General features: G+C 71.3%; 14 protein-coding genes. All 14 read left to right on the top strand.

Annotated features, from left to right (window positions below; translation table 11 throughout):
- Positions 1 to 23 precede the first annotated feature (23 nt).
- The 14 genes from VEA62_RS05995 to VEA62_RS05930 all read left to right on the top strand — a co-directional run bounded on the left by VEA62_RS05995 (position 24) and on the right by VEA62_RS05930 (position 18,713).
- Positions 24 to 728, top strand: coding sequence for a TetR/AcrR family transcriptional regulator (locus VEA62_RS05995; RefSeq protein WP_324819787.1), 705 nt, complete (start codon positions 24 to 26; stop codon positions 726 to 728).
- A complete protein-coding gene (locus tag VEA62_RS05990; RefSeq protein ID WP_324819622.1) occupies positions 721 to 2,010 on the top strand; it encodes a serine hydrolase domain-containing protein in 1,290 nt (429 codons plus the stop codon). Before VEA62_RS05995 ends, VEA62_RS05990 begins: the two co-directional genes overlap by 8 nt.
- Positions 2,007 to 3,326: an MFS transporter gene (locus VEA62_RS05985; RefSeq protein ID WP_324819620.1), complete on the top strand. Its 1,320-nt coding sequence runs from the start codon at positions 2,007 to 2,009 to the stop codon at positions 3,324 to 3,326. Before VEA62_RS05990 ends, VEA62_RS05985 begins: the two co-directional genes overlap by 4 nt.
- Entirely contained in the window at positions 3,323 to 4,993 is a 1,671-nt protein-coding gene (locus VEA62_RS05980; protein ID WP_324819618.1) for a carboxylesterase/lipase family protein, read from the top strand. The genes VEA62_RS05985 and VEA62_RS05980 overlap by 4 nt, the downstream gene beginning before the upstream one ends.
- Before the next feature lie 406 nt (positions 4,994 to 5,399).
- Positions 5,400 to 5,993 (top strand): histidine phosphatase family protein, encoded by a 594-nt coding sequence (locus VEA62_RS05975; protein ID WP_324819616.1) that lies wholly within the window; start codon positions 5,400 to 5,402, stop codon positions 5,991 to 5,993.
- A gap of 73 nt (positions 5,994 to 6,066) precedes the next feature.
- Positions 6,067 to 7,800: a hypothetical protein gene (locus VEA62_RS05970; protein WP_324819614.1), complete on the top strand. Its 1,734-nt coding sequence runs from the start codon at positions 6,067 to 6,069 to the stop codon at positions 7,798 to 7,800.
- 79 nt (positions 7,801 to 7,879) lie between these two features.
- A complete protein-coding gene (locus VEA62_RS05965) occupies positions 7,880 to 11,512 on the top strand; it encodes a hydantoinase B/oxoprolinase family protein (RefSeq protein WP_324819612.1) in 3,633 nt (1,210 codons plus the stop codon).
- Between the two features lie 100 nt (positions 11,513 to 11,612).
- The gene (locus VEA62_RS05960; protein ID WP_324819610.1) at positions 11,613 to 12,326 is read left to right on the top strand and encodes a DUF969 domain-containing protein; all 714 of its coding nucleotides are present in this window, start codon (positions 11,613 to 11,615) and stop codon (positions 12,324 to 12,326) included.
- Positions 12,323 to 13,297 carry a DUF979 domain-containing protein gene (locus VEA62_RS05955; protein ID WP_324819608.1) on the top strand — a complete coding sequence of 325 codons (975 nt, stop codon included), beginning with the start codon at positions 12,323 to 12,325 and terminating at the stop codon, positions 13,295 to 13,297. Before VEA62_RS05960 ends, VEA62_RS05955 begins: the two co-directional genes overlap by 4 nt.
- A complete protein-coding gene (locus VEA62_RS05950) occupies positions 13,294 to 14,304 on the top strand; it encodes a DUF2891 domain-containing protein (protein ID WP_324819606.1) in 1,011 nt (336 codons plus the stop codon). Before VEA62_RS05955 ends, VEA62_RS05950 begins: the two co-directional genes overlap by 4 nt.
- 44 nt (positions 14,305 to 14,348) lie before the next feature.
- Positions 14,349 to 16,649, top strand: a complete 2,301-nt coding sequence (locus VEA62_RS05945; protein WP_324819604.1) for a bifunctional salicylyl-CoA 5-hydroxylase/oxidoreductase — start codon at positions 14,349 to 14,351, stop codon at positions 16,647 to 16,649.
- Positions 16,646 to 17,407, top strand: coding sequence for an SDR family oxidoreductase (locus VEA62_RS05940; protein ID WP_324819602.1), 762 nt, complete (start codon positions 16,646 to 16,648; stop codon positions 17,405 to 17,407). Before VEA62_RS05945 ends, VEA62_RS05940 begins: the two co-directional genes overlap by 4 nt.
- Positions 17,404 to 17,904, top strand: a complete 501-nt coding sequence (locus VEA62_RS05935; RefSeq protein WP_324819600.1) for a MarR family winged helix-turn-helix transcriptional regulator — start codon at positions 17,404 to 17,406, stop codon at positions 17,902 to 17,904. Before VEA62_RS05940 ends, VEA62_RS05935 begins: the two co-directional genes overlap by 4 nt.
- Positions 17,901 to 18,713: an enoyl-CoA hydratase family protein gene (locus VEA62_RS05930; RefSeq protein WP_324819598.1), complete on the top strand. Its 813-nt coding sequence runs from the start codon at positions 17,901 to 17,903 to the stop codon at positions 18,711 to 18,713. Before VEA62_RS05935 ends, VEA62_RS05930 begins: the two co-directional genes overlap by 4 nt.
- Positions 18,714 to 18,777: the final 64 nt, after the last annotated feature.

The following is an 18,777-nucleotide window of genomic DNA, read 5'->3' as shown; positions in this document are numbered from 1 at the left end:
CGGACCGTCTTGAGGTTCAGGTCATGTCGAAACCCGTCCGCACCCCGCGCCGCAAGGCGGAGCAACGCGCCGAAAGCCTGGAGCAGATCCTGGATGCAGCGGAGGAGCTGTTCTCCAAACACGGCCTGCACGGGGTGACGGTGAAGGACATCGCCGACAAGGTCGGGGTCCACAAGTCGCTGGTCCACTACTATTTCGAAGACAAGCAGGATGTCTTCGACAAGGTGATGGCTCGGCGCGCGCCGGTCACCAGCGGCCGGCGGATGGATGCGCTGGACGCCTATGAAAAGGCGGTCGCGGGCAGGCCGACGGTCGAGGGCGCCCTGCGCGCCTTCCTCGACACCGATCTCGACACCTATTCCACCGGCGGCGAGGGCTGGCGCAATTTCGGCGCCCTCAGCGCCCAGGTGAACAACACCCCGGCCTGGGGGGCCGAGGTCATGGACCGGCTGTTCGATCCCGTCGTCCTGCGGCTGATCGGGCTGCTGAAACAGGCGCTGCCCGAGTGCTCCGAGGAAGACATCTTCTGGGGCTATCATTTCGTGACCGGCGCCCTGACGCTCAGCCTGGCCCGCACCGGGCGGATCGATCACCTGTCCGGTGGGCTGTGCCGGTCCGACGACTTCGAGGCCATCAAGGCCCGCATGGCCCAGTTCATGGCCCACGGCTTCATCGGCATGTGCGAGAGCCGGGCGGCGGAACGACGAAAGACGGCGCCAGATGGCTGACGTCGGCGGCCTTCCGCTGGCGCCGGACGCCGGGGCCGCCGGCTTCGACGCCGGGCGTCTCGACGACATGGCCGCCTGGATGGCGGACATGGTCGCGACCGGCCAGGTGGCGGGGGCTTCGACCCTGCTGATGCGGCACGGACAGGTCGTCGACTTCAGAACCTTCGGCAAGGCGCGGCTCGAGGACGAGACGCCCCTGGCCCCCGACACCCTCTTTCGCATCTACTCCATGACCAAGCCGGTGACGGCCGTGGCCATGATGATCCTGTTCGAGGAGGGCCGCTGGCGCCTGGACGACCCGGTCACCCGCTTCCTGCCCGAGTTCGAGGGCCAGAAGGTCTTCGCGGGCCTCGACGCAGACGGGAGCATTCGGGTCGAGGGGGCCGCCCGCCCGCCGACGATGCGGCAGCTGATGAGCCACACCGCGGGTCTCGGTTATGGCCTGTTCGACAACCATCCGGTCGAGAGGATCTACCGGGAGCGGGCCGTGCTCTCCGCGACCAGCCTGGAGGATCTCGCCCGGCGCGCCGCCGGCATTCCGCTGCTGTTCCAGCCGGGGAGCGAGTGGTTCTATTCCGTGGCCTCCGACCTGCAGGGACTGATCGTCGAACGCCTTTCGGGCCAGACCTTCGGCGGCTTCCTTCGGACCCGCATCCTCGAGCCTCTCGGCATGGCCGACACGGGCTTCCAGACCCGGCCGGGGTCCGCGACGCGCCTGGCCGGGCTCTACGCCGACGACGGCCACGGTGGCCTGAAGACCCCGACCCACACCTTCGACGTGCCGATCCATGACGTTACGGCCCCGCCTCCCTTCGAGGGCGGCGGCGGAGGCCTGGTGTCGACCACGACGGACTACGCCCGCTTCTGCCAGATGATCCTGAACCGCGGCGAACTGGGCGGGGTGCGCATCCTCGCGCCCGAGACCGTCGGCCTGATGGCCGCCAACGCCGTACCCGAGCCGGTGCTGGCCAGGAGCAACCCGCTGCGGCTGCTGCCCTTCAGCCCGGCCTTCGGCTTCGGCCTCGGCTTTTCGATCGTGATCGATCCGGAGGCGCTGGGCGTCTCCGAGGGGCGGGGGACGCTCAGCTGGGGTGGCGGGGGCGGCACCTGGTTCTGGATCGACCCGACCAACGACGTGGTCTTCGTCGGCATGATCCAGCGGCTCGCCGATCCGGTCAGCGACACCTTCCGCAGGACGGCCCGGACCTTCGTCTACCGGGCGCTGACCCATCCGGAAAAACAGGCGGGCGAGAGACCCGCCGCTTCGAGGAAACCATCATGAGCGCGACGCCAGTCGAACCGGGAGCCCCGGCCTCCACCGCAAGGCCGTCCGTCGGCCGCAGCGCATGGATCGCGCTCGGGATGCTGTGGTTCATCTATGTGCTGAACTTCCTCGACCGGCAGCTGCTGTCCATCCTGGCCAAGCCGATCCAGGACGCGCTGGACATCACCGACGGCCAGCTCGGCCTGCTCGGCGGACTGTATTTCGCGTTCTTCTACTGCTTCATCGCCATTCCCGTGGGATGGCTGGCCGACCGGACCAACCGCGTGGCGGTGGTGTCGATCGCCTGCGGCATCTGGAGCGCGGCCACCATCGCCTGCGGCCTGTCCCGCAATTTCGGCCAGCTGGCCGTCTCGAGGATGACGGTCGGCTTCGGCGAGGCGGGCGGGGTGCCGCCGTCCTACGCCATCGTCACCGACTATTTCCCGCCCGGACGCCGCGGCATGGCGCTGGGCATCTACAACCTGGGGCCGCCCGTGGGCGCGGCGCTGGGCATCGCCTTCGGGGCCTCCATCGCCGCGGCCTTCAGCTGGCGCGACGCCTTCGTCGCCATCGGCGTCGTCGGCCTGATCGTGGCGGTCGTGACGCCCCTGGTGGTCCGGGAACCCCGGCGCGGCGGACTGGATCAGGCGGTCGGCGCGCCGCCGCCGGAGCGGGCGCCGTTCTGGGGCACGGTGCGGATGTTCTTCTCGCGGCCGACCCTTGTGCTGGCCGCCTTCGGCAGCGGCGTGACCCAGATCATCACCTACGGCCTCGGCAATTTCGCCGTCCTGTTCCTGATGCGCGAGAAGGGCATGACCCTGAACGACGTCGCGCTCTGGTACGCACTCGTCGTGGCCATCGGCATGGGCGGCGGCATCTTCGCCTCGGGCTGGCTGATCGACCGGTTCACGCGTCGGTCCAAGCAGGCCTACGCCCTGCTGCCGGCGATGTCGCTGGCGCTCGCCCTGCCCTTCTACATCGCCTTCGTCTGGGCCCCGACCTGGCCGCTGGCGCTGGCGCTGCTCAGCGCCCCGACCTTCCTCAACTATTTCTACCTCTCCTCGTCCGTCGCCCTGGTCCAGGAGGAGGTGAGGCCGAACCAGCGGGTGATGTCGGGCGCCCTCCTGCTGCTGGTGATGAACTTCATCGGCATGGGGGTCGGGCCGACCTTCGTGGGCGCCGCCAGCGACTTCTTCCGCGCCGCCCACCCGGACAATTCGCTCCAGATCGCCCTCTACACCCTCGCCCCCGTCTATGTGGCCGCCATCGGTCTGTTCCTGTGGCTGGCGCGGCTGCTCGGGCGGGACACCGCGAGAGCCGGAGGCCCGAAATGACAGTCGCTGTCGCGCGCGCCGCCCTCGCGGCCTGCCTCGCCGGCGCCGTGCTGGCGTGTGGCGTGATGTCCGGCGCCCCGGCCGCGGCGGCCGTTCCGGACGAGCCGACCGTCGCCGCGCCCGCCGGCGCGCTGCGCGGCCGGGCCGAGGCCGACATCCTGACGTTCAAGGGCATTCCCTACGCCGCGCCGCCCACGGGACAGAACCGGTGGCGGCCGCCGCTACCGGCCACCCCCTGGTCCGGCCTGAGGGACGCGAGCGCCTACGGACCGGCCTGCATCCAGCCCACGCCGGGCGCGCCGCACATCTATTCGGACGACCTGGGCGCCACGAGCGAGGACTGCCTGACGCTCAACGTCTGGACACCCGCGACCGACGGCAAGGCGCCGGTCATCGTCTGGATTCACGGCGGCTCGCTGGTGGCCGGATCGAGCAAGGAACGTCTGTATGACGGGGCCCGGCTGACGCGGGAAGGCGTGGTCGTCGTCTCGATCAACTATCGCCTCGGCGTCCTCGGCTATCTCGCCCACCCCGACCTCAGCGCGGAATCGCCGGCTGGCGTCTCCGGGAACTACGGACTGCTGGACCAGATCGCAGCCCTGCAATGGGTGCGGCGCAATATCGGCGCCTTCGGGGGCGATCCCGACAACGTCACCATCGCCGGCGAATCCGCCGGCGGCCTCAGCGTCATGTATCTGATGGCCTCGCCTCTGGCCCGCGGCCTGTTCGACAAGGCCATCGCCCAGAGCGCCTACATGATCTCCACCCCGGAGCTGAAGGCGGCGCGCTTCGGCGCCCCTTCGGCCGAAAGCGCGGGTGAGACCCTGGCCCTCCGGCTCCAGGCGCCCAGCCTGCGGGCCTTGCGCGGCATGGACCCGCAGGCGCTGACGGACCAGGCCGCGCGGTCCGGCTTCGCTCCCTTCGGCGCCGTCGACGGCGCGGTCCTGCCGCGCCAGCTGGTCGACGTCTTCGACCGGGGCGAGCAGGCGCCGGTCCCGATCCTCACGGGGTTCAACAGCGGGGAAATCCGCTCGCTCCGGATCCTCGCCCCGCCCGCGCCCGCGAGCGCCGCGGAGTATGAGCGCATCATTCGCGAGCGCTACGGAGACCTGGCGGACGAATTCCTGCGGCTCTACCCCTCGTCGGACCTGGGCGAGAGCATCCTGGCGGCGAGCCGGGACGCCCTCTACGGCTGGACCTCGGAGCGGCTGGCGAGGGCCCAGACCGCGATCGGACAGGCCGCCTACCTCTATCTGTTCGATCACGGCTATCCGGCGGCCGACGAGGCCGGACTGCACGCCTTCCACGCCAGCGAGCTGCCCTACATGTTCGGCAACCTGCAGCGGACCCCGCCCCGCTGGCCCAGGATTCCCGCGACGCCGGCGGAGACCCGGCTCTCGGACGCCATGGTCGGCTACTGGACCAGCTTCGCCCGCACCGGCCGGCCGCAGGCCTCCGCCGCGCCGGTGTGGGAGCCGTATGCCGCCGACGGCGCCTATATGGCGTTCACCGGGACGCCCCTTCACGCCGCCGGCCTGATGCCGGGGATGTTCGCCCTGCACGAGCGGGCCATGTGCCGTCGTCGCGCCAGCGGCGATCTGGCGTGGAACTGGAACACGGGCCTCGCCTCGCCACGCCTCCCGGCCGCCAGCCCGACGTGCGACTGACCGGGTCTGACGCCCAGCGTCACCCCATCCAGTCGTCGCCGCGGTGGACGGGTTCGCCGACCGGGCCATCGGTGAGCATCCAGGAGCCGGTGCGCGCCGGGTAGTCCTCCCGGTTGAAGACCGCAGGGTATCCGAAGGAAGGCGGACGAGGCTGCGCCGGCCGCGATCGTCGGCGCCGTCACTGGAATCGGCCTGCGGCGAACACCTCCCGGGGCGCCCCCGCCCCGGCCCGAGGAGGCCGTCCGGAACAATGGGCCCTGTGCCTGCTTCTTCGTAGGCGCCGCCCGACGGCGCGGTCGGACTCAGGAGGCGGTATGGTGCGGCTGACCGTTCGCGTCGGACCTGTCGGTACAGGCCATCGCGACAGCGCGCTCGCCCGCGGCTCCTGCCTGGCGGGGTCCGTCCGATGACGGCGCTGATATTCTGGGTTCGGCACGGCTTCCACGACGAACTGGGCTGGAAGCTGTCCGGCCGGACGTCGGACATCGGGCTCGGCGAGGCCGGGCTCGAGCAGGCGCGGGCGGCGGGGCGCCGGCTGCGCGACGAGAAGGTCGAACTCGTCTTTTCCAGCCCGATGACGCGCACGCGCCAGACCGCCGAGCCGATCGCCGGGGCCTGCGGCGCGCCCCTCGTTGTGGACGCGGGGATCAACGAGATCGACTTCGGCGCGTGGAGCGGCAAGGAGATCGCCGAGCTGGACCAGCGACCAGCCTTCGTCCGCTGGAACTCGGGCCGCGACTACGCCTGCTGCGAGGAAGGGGAATCAATGCTGGAGGTCCAGGCGCGGGTGCTGCGCTGGATGGAAGCGGTCATCGCCTCCGGCCGCCATGCGGTCGCCGCCGTCAGCCATGCCGACGTGATCAAGGCGGCGGTCATGCTGACCCTCGGCCTCTCGCCCCGCGCCCACGACCGGCTGGAGATCAGCCCCGGATCAATCACTTGCGTGGCGGGATCGAGCTGGGGTTACCGCCTGCTGAGCCTGAACGAGACGCCGCGATGAGCGCCAGACTGACCGAGGGCGCCGCGCCCCCGCCCGCCGTGCGCCAGGGAGCTGTGTTGGCCCGGAAACCCGGATGATCGTCTACGGCGACCATCAGCAGGTCGAGGGGTTCGACGCCGCCCGCGCCGGCCTGGTCGCCCGCCGCGCCGCGCTTTCCCGCTTGCCGACCGGTTTGCAGAGACACGCCGCCCTGATCACGCTCCACATCGAGGCGGGCCGGCTGGCGCAGGCCGTGGCGGACGACGCCTTCGACCCGGAGGCCGGCGACCGGCCCACCGCGTCCGATCACGCCTGGATGGCCTGGCTGACGGACTGCGCCCGCTGTGTCGTCGTCTCGTGGGACGACGGCTGCTCCGGGCGGCCGCTTCCGCCGCCCCTGCCCGCCACGCCCGCACCCGCCCGGCCGCTGCGCTTGAAGGTCCCCGAGGGCTACGCCTTCTACGGCCTGTATCCGGAATCCTACATCGCTGCGGCGCGAACCCTGCCCTGGCAGGGTGGCGTGGTGCGGGTCGTGGGGCTGCGCAGCATCGGAACCAGCCTCTCGGCCGTCGTGGCGGCGGCGCTCGACGCCCCCCCGCCCATGTCGCTGCGCCCCATCGGGCACCCGTTCCGCCGTTCGGCCCGCGCGGGCCGCGAGGCCCTGGAGCGCTTCCTCCGGGGCGGGTCCGCCTTTGTCGTCGTCGATGAGGGCCCGGGCCTGTCCGGCAGTTCCTTCGCGGCCGCCGCGCGCCTGCTGATGGCGCATGGAGTCACCTCGGACCGCATCGTGTTCATGCCGGGTCACGGCGGCGCGCCAGGCCCCGCAGCCGACGCGGCGATCCGGTCGATCTGGCGCAGCGTCCAGGTTCGCCCCTCCGTTCCGATCAGCGACCCGACCGTCGCCGGCTGGGCCGGCTCGTTGCTCCCGGCGCAGCCGACGGGCTTCGAGGATCTCTCGCTGGGAAAATGGCGCGCCAGGCGGTTCGCCTCGCCCCGGGCCTGGCCGGCCATTGATAATCGCAGCGATCGTCGCAAGCTGTTGGTCCACGAACCGGCGCGAAGCTGGGTCGCCCGCTTCGCCGGCCTCGGCGCAGCGGGCGAGCGCAAGCTGGCGCGGGCGGAGACCTTGGCGAACATGGGCCTCACGCCCCGCCCGGCGGGGCTGGCCCACGGCTTCCTGATTCAGGAGTGGATTGCCCCGACGCGAGCTTTGGCCCCTCCCGGCCCGGAGGTGGTCGGCCGCTACATCGCCGCCCGTCGCGACCTGCCCCTGGGCGCCTCGGCCGGCGCCGATCTGGCGACATTGCGGGCGATGGCGCTCGCCAACACCACCGAGGCCCTCGGCGCCGATGTCGCCGCCCGTCTGGCGAACCGCCTCATCCCGACGGAGGCCCTTGCCCGCGAGCGCCGGCCGATCGCGATCGACGGAGCTTTCCAGCCGTGGAAATGGGTCTGGCATGAACGCTGGCTCAAGACGGACGCGCTGGACCACGACGCCGATCACGACCTGATCGGCCCGCAGGACCTTGCCTGGGACGTCGCGGGCGCCCTCTTCGAGCTCAACTACTCGGCGAGGTCGCGATCGCGGCTGCTGGACGCCCTGGGCTCCGCGCGTCCAGGCGAGGCCATGATGGATTTCATGACGCCCTGCTATCTCGCCTTCCGGCTGGGCGCCCAGCGCCTCGCTGCCGAAGGAAGACCCGCCGGCTCCGCCGAGCGGCGGCGGAACGAGGCGGCGGCCCTGCGCTACGCCGACGCCCTTCGCCAACTGTCCACGCCAGGCGACGGAGTGCGCCCGGCCCCGCACGCCGCCGAAAAGTCAGGTTGACTCCACGCCCGTCGAGCCCCCTGCTGGCGCTCCCGGGAGATGAAGAGGGTGGCGGGTTGTCCAGGTGTTTGGCGAGGTCATGAGCGCGCCTCCGACGGTCGATCGCAATGGCTGGCGCTTCTGGATCGACCGGGGCGGCACCTTCACCGACATCGTCGCCCGCGCGCCCGACGGCCAGGTTGAGACGCGCAAGCTGCTGTCCGACAATCCGGAACAGTACGCCGACGCCGCCGTCGAGGGCGTGCGCCGCATCCTCGGCGCGGGACCGGGCGCGCTGCCGGCGGGACGAGTCGACGGCATCCGCATGGGCACCACCGTGGCCACCAACGCCCTGCTGGAACGCAAGGGCGAGCCGACCCTGCTGGCCATCACCCGCGGCTTCGGCGACGCGCTGCGCATTGGCTGGCAGAGCCGCCCCGATATCTTCGCCCGCCACATCGTCCTGAACGAACAGCTCTACGACCGGGTGCTCGAGATCGACGAGCGGGTCCGCGCCGACGGAACGGTCGAACGGCCCCTCGACGAGGGCCTGGCCCGGGCCGGTCTGGCAGTCGCCCGCGAAGCTGGACTCCGCGCGGTCGCCATCGTCCTGATGCACGGATGGCGCTTCACGGCCCACGAAGGCCGGCTGGCCCGGATCGCCCGCGAGGTCGGTTTCGAGCAGGTCTCGGTCAGCCATGAGGTCGGCGCCCTGATCAAGCTGATCGGGCGTGGCGACACCACCGTGGCGGACGCCTATCTGTCTCCGGTCCTCAGCGCCTATGTCGACCGCGTCGGCGGCAATCTCGGCGAGGCGACGCCGCTGCTGTTCATGCAGTCGAACGGAGGGCTGACGGCGGCGGGGGCGTTCCGGGGCAAGGACGCGATCCTGTCAGGGCCCGCCGGGGGCGTGGTCGGCATGGCCCAGACGGCCCGGGCGGCAGGGTTCGACCGGGTCATCGGCTTCGACATGGGCGGCACCTCGACCGACGTGTCCCATTTCGCCGGCGACTACGAGCGGACCTCGGACGCCGTCGTGGCCGGAGTCCGGCTGCGCGCCCCGATGCTGGGCATCCACACGGTGGCCGCCGGCGGCGGCTCGATCTGCCGCTTCGACGGCTCGCGCCTGCGGGTCGGCCCCGAGTCGGCCGGCGCCGTGCCGGGTCCGGCCGCCTACCGTCGCGGCGGTCCCCTGACGGTGACGGACTGCAACGTCATGCTGGGCAAGCTGCGCCCCGACCTCTTCCCCGCCGTCTTCGGCCCGGACGGCGACCAGCCTCTCGACGCCGTGGCCGTGCGCCGGGAGTTCGCGGCCCTGACCGCCGACGTCGTCGCCGCCACCGGCCGCGAGACCTCACCGGAAGCGCTCGCCGAAGGCTTCATCACCATCGCCGTCCAGAACATGGCCGAGGCGATCAAGGCGGTCTCGATCCAGCGCGGCTACGACGTGACACGCTATGTGCTTAACTGTTTCGGCGGCGCCGGCGGTCAGCACGCCTGCCTCGTCGCCGACGCCCTCGGAATGACGCGGGTCATGCTGCATCCGTTGGCCGGCGTCCTGTCGGCCTATGGCATGGGACTGGCGGATGTCCGCGCCATTCGACAGGCGACGATGGGCGCCGCGCTTGAGCCGGGCGAGGACGCCTCCCTGGCTCGAAGCGCCGAGGCTCTTTCGGTCGAGGCGCGCGACATGCTCAAGGCGCAAGGCTTCGGCGAGACGTCGATCACGGCCCTCGTCCGCGCAGAGATCAAATTCGCCGGTTCCGATACACCGCTCGTCGTGCCGTTCGCACCGGCGGATGCGATGCGGGCTGCGTTCGAATCCCTGCACCGCCAACGTTTCGGCTTCTTCGCCGAGGACAAGGCGCTGGTCGTGGAGACGCTGGAGGCCGAAGCCGTCGCCGCTTCGGACCAGATCGCCGCCTCTGCGGCGCCCGCCGGGGCCGGAGGTCAACCCGGCGTCGTCGCCCGCGTGCCGGTGCGCATGGCCGGCGCCGACCACGATACGCCCGTCTATCGCCGCGAGGCCTTCGGCGCGCGCGTGGCCGTCGACGGTCCGGCGATCATCCTTGAGGACACCGGGACCACGGTGGTCGAGCCGGGCTGGCGCGCCACGGCGGATGAAGGCTTGAACCTGATCCTTGGCCGGGTCGCCCCCCTGCCGCCGCGCGCCGCCCTGGGCACGGACGCCGACCCGGTCATGCTGGAGGTCTTCAACAGCCGCTTCATGGCCGCGGCCGAACAGATGGGCGAGGCCCTGCGGGCCACGGCGTGGTCGGTCAACATCAAGGAGCGGCTCGACTTCTCGTGCGCCGTCTTCGACGCTGCTGGCGCCCTGATCGCCAATGCGCCTCACATCCCGGTCCATCTGGGGTCTATGGGCGAGAGCATCCGCACCGTGATCCGTTCGCGCGGCGGTGGGGCCGACGGCCGGGGCATGGGGCGCGGCGACGTCTACATGCTCAACGCCCCCTACAACGGCGGCACCCACCTGCCCGACATCACCGTCATCATGCCGGTCTTCCTCGAGGCCGACGACGCGCCCGCCTTCTTCGTCGCCGCCCGCGGGCACCACGCCGATGTCGGCGGGATCACGCCGGGATCGATGCCGCCGACTTCACGGACGGTCGAGGAAGAAGGCGTCCTGATCGACGACTTCCTGCTGGTCGACGGCGGGAGGTTGAGAGACGCGGAGACCCGCGCCCTGTTCGCCTCGGGCCGCTATCCGTCGCGCAACGTCGACCAGAACATGGCCGACCTGAAGGGCCAGGTCGCCGCCTGCGCCCGGGGCGCCGACGAACTGGCCCGCATGGTCGCGGAGTTCGGGCCCGAGGTGGTCGCCGCCTACATGGCTCACGTCCAGGACAATGCCGAGGCGGCCGTGCGCCGGGCCATCGCCGCCCTGAAGCCGGGAGCCTTTGCGCTGGAGATGGATGACGGCGCGGTCATCCGGGTCCGCATCGATGTCGACCGGAACGCCCGGAGCGCGGTCGTCGACTTCACCGGAACCAGCGGCCAGCGCCCGAACAATTTCAACGCCCCCCTGTCGATCACCCGGGCCGCGACCCTCTACGTCTTCCGCACCCTGGTGAACGACGCCATCCCTCTGAACGAGGGGTGCCTGAAGCCGATCCGGCTGATCGTGCCGGAGGGCTCGATGCTGAACCCCCGCTATCCCGCCGCCGTGGTCGCCGGCAATGTCGAGACCAGCCAGGCCGTGGTGGACTGCCTGTACGGCGCGCTCGGCGTCCTGGCCGCCAGTCAGGGCACGATGAACAACTTCACCTTCGGCGACGAGGCCCGGCAGTATTACGAAACCATCGCCGGCGGGTCGGGCGCCGGCCCGGGCTTCGACGGCGTGCCGGCGGTCCAGTCCCACATGACCAACAGCCGCCTGACCGACCCGGAAGTGCTGGAAAGCCGTTTTCCCGTCCTGCTGGAGGAATTCTCGATCCGGCGCGGCTCGGGCGGAGAGGGCGCCCAGCGCGGCGGCGACGGGGCCGTGCGGCGCGTGCGCTTCCTCGAGCCGATGACCGCCGCCATCCTGTCGAACCGGCGCCGCGTGCCGCCCTTCGGGGCCGCCGGGGGCGGAGACGGCGCGCCGGGGATCAACCGCATCGAACGCGCCGACGGCGCGCACGAGGTCCTGGGTTCGACCGCCGAGGTCGCGATGTCGCCCGGCGACATCTTCGTCATCGAAACCCCCGGGGGCGGCGGCTACGGCAAGGCCTGACGGACGCCCGCCCCCCCGGTTCGCCCGCACCGACACTCCTCCCTTTCCCGAGGAGCCAAACCGCGCAACTCTCCCCGCCGACCAACGGGGGGACCGATCCATGTGGGTGTTGCTGGGCATAGGGGTGCTGGTCGCCGGCTTCGTGGCGCGGCTCAACCCGCTGGCGGTGATCCTGGTCGCGGCGGTGGTCACCGGCGCCGCCGCCGCCATCGCCCCCGGCGTGGGCGTGGCTGAACTCGGCCAGGCCGCGCTCGGCGCCGTCGCCGCCTTCGGCAAGGCCTTCAACGATTACCGCTACATCACCGTCATCTGGCTGGTTCTGCCGCTCATCGGCCTGCTTGAGCGCTTCGGCTTGCAGGAACAGGCTCGGGCCCTTGTCGGCAAGGTGCGCTCAGCGACGACCGGCCGCATCCTCCTGGCCTATTTCGTCCTCCGCCAGGTCAGCGCCGCCTTTGGTCTGACCAAGCTGGGCGGACACCCCCAGATGGTCCGGCCGCTGATCGCACCGATGGCCGAGGCAGCGGCCGAGACCCGCTACGGCGACCTGCCCGACCCCCTGCGCTGGCGCATCCGGACCCATGCCGCGGCGGTCGACAACATCGCCCTCTTCTTCGGCGAGGACATCTTCTTCGCCATCGCCTCGATCCTGCTGATCAAGGGCTTCCTCGAGGCCAACGGCATCGTGCTCGAGCCCTGGCAGCTGGCCGTCTGGGCCATCCCCACCGCCGTCTGCGCCCTGCTCATTCACGGAGTCCGGCTGATCCGCCTCGACCGCGCGATCGCCCGGGAGAGCGGCCGGGAGGGCGGCCAGTGATCACGCTCGACTGGGTCTACATCTTCGCCGGCCTGACCTTCGCGGGCTTCTCGGTGCTGACCGTACTCGACCGCGAGCATCCCCGGCGCTTCGGCACAGCCGCCTTCTGGGGTCTGCTGGCGACGAGCTTCCTGTTCGGATCCTACCTTGGCGACCTCGGCAACGGCGTGCTGGTGCTGACCCTTGCGGCGCTCGCCGGGTTCCGCCTGCTCGGCCAGAGCCGCCCGGCCACCACGACGCCCGGCGAGCGGGCCGCCAGCGCAGCGCGGCGCGGCGCCTGGCTGTTCGTTCCGGCCCTGATGATACCCGCCGTGGCCATACTGGGCGTGGTGGTGCTGGAGAGGGTTTCACTGTTCGGCCGCCCCCTGTTCGGGGCCGGGCAGCCGACCATCGTCGCCCTCGGACTGGCGGTGGCCCTCGCCCTCGCCGGCGCCATGATCTGGTTGCGGCCGCCGCTCCTGGCGCCCCTGCAGGAAGGCCGCAGGCTGATGGACTCGGTGGGCTGGGCCGGCATCCTGCCCCAGGCGCTGGCGGCGCTGGGGGCGGTGTTCGTCATCGCCGGCGTCGGCGACCGCATTGGCGAACTGTTCGCCAGCTACCTGCCGCTCGACACCCGCCTGCTGGCGGTGCTCGCCTACTGTCTCGGCATGGCTCTGTTCACCTTCATCATGGGCAACGCCTTCGCCGCCTTTCCGGTGGTGACCGCCGCGGTCGGCCTGCCGCTGGTGGTGGTGCAGTTCGGCGGCGATCCGGCGATCGTCTGCGCCATCGGCATGCTGTCGGGCTTCTGCGGCACCCTGACCACGCCGATGGCGGCCAATTTCAATGTCGTGCCCGCCGCCCTGCTCGACCTGCCGGACCGCGACGCGCCCTTCAACGGAGTCATCCGGGTGCAGTTGCCCACCGCCGCCGCCCTCCTCGCGATCAACATCGTGCTGATGTACGCCCTCGCCTTCAGGGGCGCGGCATGAGCGGATGCCTCACCCCCGGGGTCGCCGCCCTCTACGCCCGCACCGCCCTGGGTCATGTCACGCGCGAATATCCCAACAAGCTGGATCACGTCCTCGGCGGGCCGGGCGACGTCCGGGGGCCGCGTGCCCTGCACCCCATCTTCTTCGGCAGTTTCGACTGGCATTCCTGCGTCCACGGCTGGTGGACGCTGTTCACCCTCTTGCGGCTGTACCCCGACCTGCCCGAGGCGGCGCGTATCCGCAGCCTCGCCGACGAGCTGTTCGTCCCGGACAAGGTCGCGGCCGAGACCGCCTATCTGGCGCGCCCCGAAAGCCGCGGCTTCGAGCGGCCCTACGGCTGGGCCTGGCTGCTGAAGCTCGCCGCCGAGCTGGAGCGGCACGGCGACGGCCGGGCCGATACGCTGCGCCCCCTGACGCTGGCGTTCGCCAGGCGGTTCAGGGACTATCTGCCGCTCGCGGACTACCCGGTCCGGGTCGGGACCCACTACAACACCGCCTTCGCCCTGCGGCTGGCGCTCGACTACGCCGCGGGCGCCGGGGACCATGGCCTCGCCGCCCTGTGCCGCGAGCGGGCGCTGCGCTGGCATGCCGGCGACCGCGACTGTCAGGCGTGGGAGCCGTCGCAGGACGAGTTTCTGTCGCCGGCCCTCATGGAAGCCGCCCTGATGCGCCAGGTGCTGGGCGTCGACGACTTCGCCGAATGGCTCGACGCCTTCCTGCCCCGTCTCGACCGGCGCGAACCCGCGACCCTGTTCCAGCCCGCTGCCGTCAGCGACCGGTCCGACGGAAAGATCGCCCATCTCGACGGCCTGAACCTCAGCCGCGCCTGGTGCTGGCGCGAGATCGCCTCGGCGCTGGACGGGGCGGATCCGCGCCGGCTTCCCGCGCTCGAGGCCGCGCGCGTACATCTCGACGCCGCCCTGCCCCACGTCACCGGCGACTACATGGGCGAGCACTGGCTGGCCAGCTTCGCCCTGCTGGCCATGCTCGCGCCGGACGCCTCCTGATCGCCGGTCTGGACTTCACTCCGAAAGTATTTCATACTTAAAATATGTCGTCGCGACCGGCCGTCAGAAGCATCGCCATCGTCGGCGCCGGGCCCGGCGGCCTCTACCTCGCCATTTCGCTGAAGCTGCGCGATCCGTCGCTGCAGGTCGTGGTGCACGAGCGCAACCGGCCGGACGACACCTTCGGCTGGGGCGTCGTCTTCTCCGACCAGACGCTCGCCAATCTAAAGGCCAACGACCCGGAAACCGCCGCGACCATCGAGGCGGCCTTCGTCCACTGGGACGACATCGACGTCCATATTCACGGCCAGACCATCCGCTCCGGCGGCCACGGCTTCGCGGGCATCGGCCGCCAGCGGCTGCTCACCCTCCTGCACGAGCGCGCCCGATCGCTGGGCGTCGACCTGCGCTTCCAGAGCGAGGTCGCCGATATCCGGGTTCTGGATACCGACATCGTCGTCGCCGCCGACGGGCTCAACAGCCGGGTGCGCAACGAGAACCCGGACATCTTCGGCGTCGACATCGACGTCCGCAGCAACAGGTACATCTGGCTGGGCACGAAACAGTCGTTCGACGCCTTCACCTTCGCCTTCGTCGAGACCCCGCACGGCTGGATCTGGGCCCACGCCTACCAGTTCGAGCCGGGCGCCTCGACCTTCATCGTCGAATGCACGGAGGCGACCTGGCGCGGCCTCGGCTTCGATCGGCTCGACCAGGACCAGACCTGCCGCGCGGCCGAGGCCCTGTTCGCCCACTGGCTGGGCGGCCACGCCCTGATGAGCAACGCCCGCCACCTGCGCGGTTCGGCCTGGCTCAACTTCCCGCGCGTGGCCTGCGCCAACTGGCGCGACGGCAAGGTGGTGCTGCTCGGCGACGCCGCCCACACCGCCCACTTCTCCATCGGCTCGGGCACCAAACTGGCCTTCGAGGACGCCATCAGCCTCGCCCGCGCCCTGACGGGAGGCGGCGATCTCGACGCCGCCCTCGCCGCCTATGAGGCCGAACGCCGCGTCGAGGTGCTGAAGCTGCAGAGCGCCGCGCGCAATTCGACCGAATGGTTCGAGACCGTCGACCGCTACGTCGGGCTCGAGCCGCTGCAGTTCGCCTACAGCCTGCTGACCCGCAGCCAGCGCGTCAGCCACGAGAACCTGCGCCTGCGCGACCCCGCCTTCGTCGCCGGGGTCGAGCGCTGGTTCGCCGACCTGGCCGGGGCGGCGCCCTCGCCGGCGCCGCCCCCGCCGATGTTCGCACCCCTGCGCCTGCGCGGCCTGACCCTGCCCAACCGCGTCGTCGTCTCGCCCATGTGCATGTATTCGGCCGAGGACGGGACGGTGAACGACTTCCACCTCGTCCACCTCGGGGCGAGGGCGTTGGGCGGCGCGGGGTTGGTCTTCACCGAGATGACCGACGTCTCGGCCGACGCCCGCATCACCCCCGGGTGCGCCGGGATGTACCGGCCCGAACACCGCGACGCCTGGAGGCGGATCGTCGACTTCGTCCACGGCCAGGGTTCGCGCATCGCCCTCCAGCTGGCCCACGCCGGCCGCAAGGGGTCCGTCGAACGGCCGTGGGGACCGCGCGCCGACGAACCCCTGCTGGAAGGCGGCTGGCAGCTGATCGCCCCCTCGCCCATCGCATGGTCCGAGGGGGACCAGGTCCCGCGCCAGATGACCCGCGCCGACATGGACCGCGTCCGCGACGACTTCGTGCGCGCCGCCCGCTGGGCCGACGAGGCGGGCTTCGACATGGTCGAGCTGCACTGCGCCCACGGCTATCTGCTGTCGTCCTTCCTGACCCCGGTCTCCAACCATCGGACGGACGACTACGGCGGCTCCGTCGAGAACCGGCTGCGCTTCCCGCTGGAGGTCTTCGCCGCCATGCGCGCCGTCTGGCCCGACCAGAAGCCGATGTCTGTGCGCCTGTCGGCCACCGACTGGGTCGACGACGGCCTGACGCCGGAGAACTCCGTGGCCATCGCCCGCGCCTTCGCCGACGCCGGCTGCGACCTGATCGACGTCTCGGCCGGCCAGACCTCGGAGCAGGCGAAGCCGGTCTACGGCCGCATGTTCCAGACCCCGTTCAGCGACCGCATCCGCAACGAGGCGGGCGTCGCGACCATGGCCGTCGGCGCCATCTACGAGACGGACCACGTCAACAGCATCCTCGCCGCCGGCCGCGCCGACCTGTGCGCCCTCGCCCGGCCGCATCTGGCCGATCCGAACTGGAGCCTGCGCGCCGCCGCCGAACTGGGCTGGCGCGGCGCCCGGCCGCCGGTGCAGTACCGCGCCGGCTTCGCCCAGCTGGCCCGCAATCTGGAGAAACAGCAACAGGCGGGGCCGGTATGAGCCTGACCGGACATCATGCGGTGGTCACCGGCGCCGGCTCCGGCATCGGCCGGGCCACCGCCGAGCGGCTGGCCGAGGCCGGCTGTCAGGTCACCCTGATCGGCCGCCACGTCGGTCGGCTGAACGAGAGCGCCGATCGCATCGGCGACCTCGCCTTCGCCGCCCCCGCCGACGTCACCGACCCCGACATGCTGGCCGCCGCCATCGAGGCCGGCCGCGACCGCTTCGGCCCCATCGACATCCTCGTCAACAACGCCGGCGCCGCCTCGTCCGCGCCGTTCCTGAAGACCGACGCCGACGCCTTCCGCGCCATGCTGGCCGTCAATCTGGAGGCGCCCGCCGAGGCCGCGCGTCTGGTCCTGCCCGGCATGCTGACGCGCCGTTGGGGCCGGATCGTCAACGTCGCCTCCACCGCGGGCCTGAAGGGCTACGCCTATGTCTCGGCCTATGTCGCGGCCAAGCACGGCCTTGTTGGCCTGACCCGGGCCCTGGCGCTCGAGGTCGCCAGCAAGGGCGTCACCGTCAACGCCGTCTGCCCCGGCTTCACCGAGACCGATCTGGTCTCCCGCTCCATCGACGCCATCGTCGGCAAGACCGGACGCAGCGAGGAGGAGGCCCGCGCCGCGCTGGCCGCCTCCAACCCGCAGGGCCGGCTGATCACCCCCGACGAGGTGGCCCAGACCATCGTCTGGCTGTGCGGCGACGGCGCCTCGGGGATCAACGGCGCCGCCGTCCCCGTGGCCGGGGGAGAGCTGTGAGCCCCGCCGCCGCCCTCCCTGATCGGCTCGGCGGCGCCCCCGACGGCAAGCGCGCCCTGCGCCTGTGGCTGCGGCTGCTGACCTGCACGACCACCATCGAACAGACCATCTCCCAGCGGCTGCGCGACGAGTTCGGCTCGACCCTGCCCCGGTTCGACATGCTGTCGGCGCTGGACCGCGCCGGCGAGGCCGGTCTGACCATGGGCGAGGTCTCGCGCATGCTGATGGTCTCCAACGGCAACGTCACGGGGCTGGCCCAGCGCCTGAAAGCGGACGGCCTGATCGAACACCTGCCCGGCGCCGACCGCCGGGTCCAGCGTGTCCGCCTCACCGCGCAGGGCCAAACCCGCTTCGCCGCCATGGCCCGGGCGCACGAGCACTGGATCGAGACATTGCTGGCAGGACTGTCCGCCGCCGAGGCCGACGACCTGACCCGCCTTCTGGAGCAGACCAAGCGGTCGCTCCGGGCCGCCATCCACGAGGAGCCGAACCGATGAAGGCGCGCGACTACAAGGCCGAACATTTCCTCTGGTCGGTCGACGACGACGGCGTGGCCGTGCTGACCCTGAACCGGCCCGAGCGGAAGAACCCGCTGACCTTCCAGTCCTACGCCGAGATGCGCGACCTGTTCCGCGCCCTCGTCCAGGCCGACGACTGCAAGGTGGTGATCGTCACCGGCGCCGGCGGCAACTTCTCCTCGGGCGGCGACGTGCACGAGATCATCGGCCCGCTGACCGAAATGGCCATGCCGGCCCTGCTCGACTTCACCCGCATGACCGGCGATCTGGTCAAGGCCATGCGCGGCTGTCCCCAGCCGGTCATCGCCGCTCTCGACGGGGTCTGCGTCGGGGCGGGGGCCATCATGGCCATGGCCTCGGATCTGCGGATCGCCACCCCGCGAACGAAGACCGCCTTCCTCTTCACCCGCGTGGGCCTCGCCGGCTGCGACATGGGCGCCTGCGCCATCCTGCCCCGCCAGATCGGACAGGGCCGGGCCTCCGAACTGCTGTTCACGGGTCGTGTCATGACCGCCGACGAAGGCGAGCGCTGGGGCTTCCACAACCGGCTGGTCGAACCCGGCGCCCTGATGGACGCCGCCCGCGAACTGGCGCTGTCACTGGCCCGGGGCCCGACCTTCGCCCACGGGATCACCAAGAACCAGCTCAACGTCGAATGGGACATGAGCCTCGACGCCGCCATCGAGTCCGAGGCCCAGGCCCAGGCCATCTGCATGCAGACCAAAGACTTCCGCCGGGCCTATGAGGCCTTCGCGGCGAAGCGCGAGCCGGTGTTCGAGGGGAACTGAGCATGGCTGACCGCAGCTTCCTCGACTGGCCCTTCTTCGACGACCGCCACCGCGCCTTCGCCGC

The organism is Brevundimonas sp. (assembly GCF_035627475.1).
Lineage (GTDB): Bacteria > Pseudomonadota > Alphaproteobacteria > Caulobacterales > Caulobacteraceae > Brevundimonas.
This window is presented reverse-complemented; position numbering and strand designations above follow the sequence as displayed.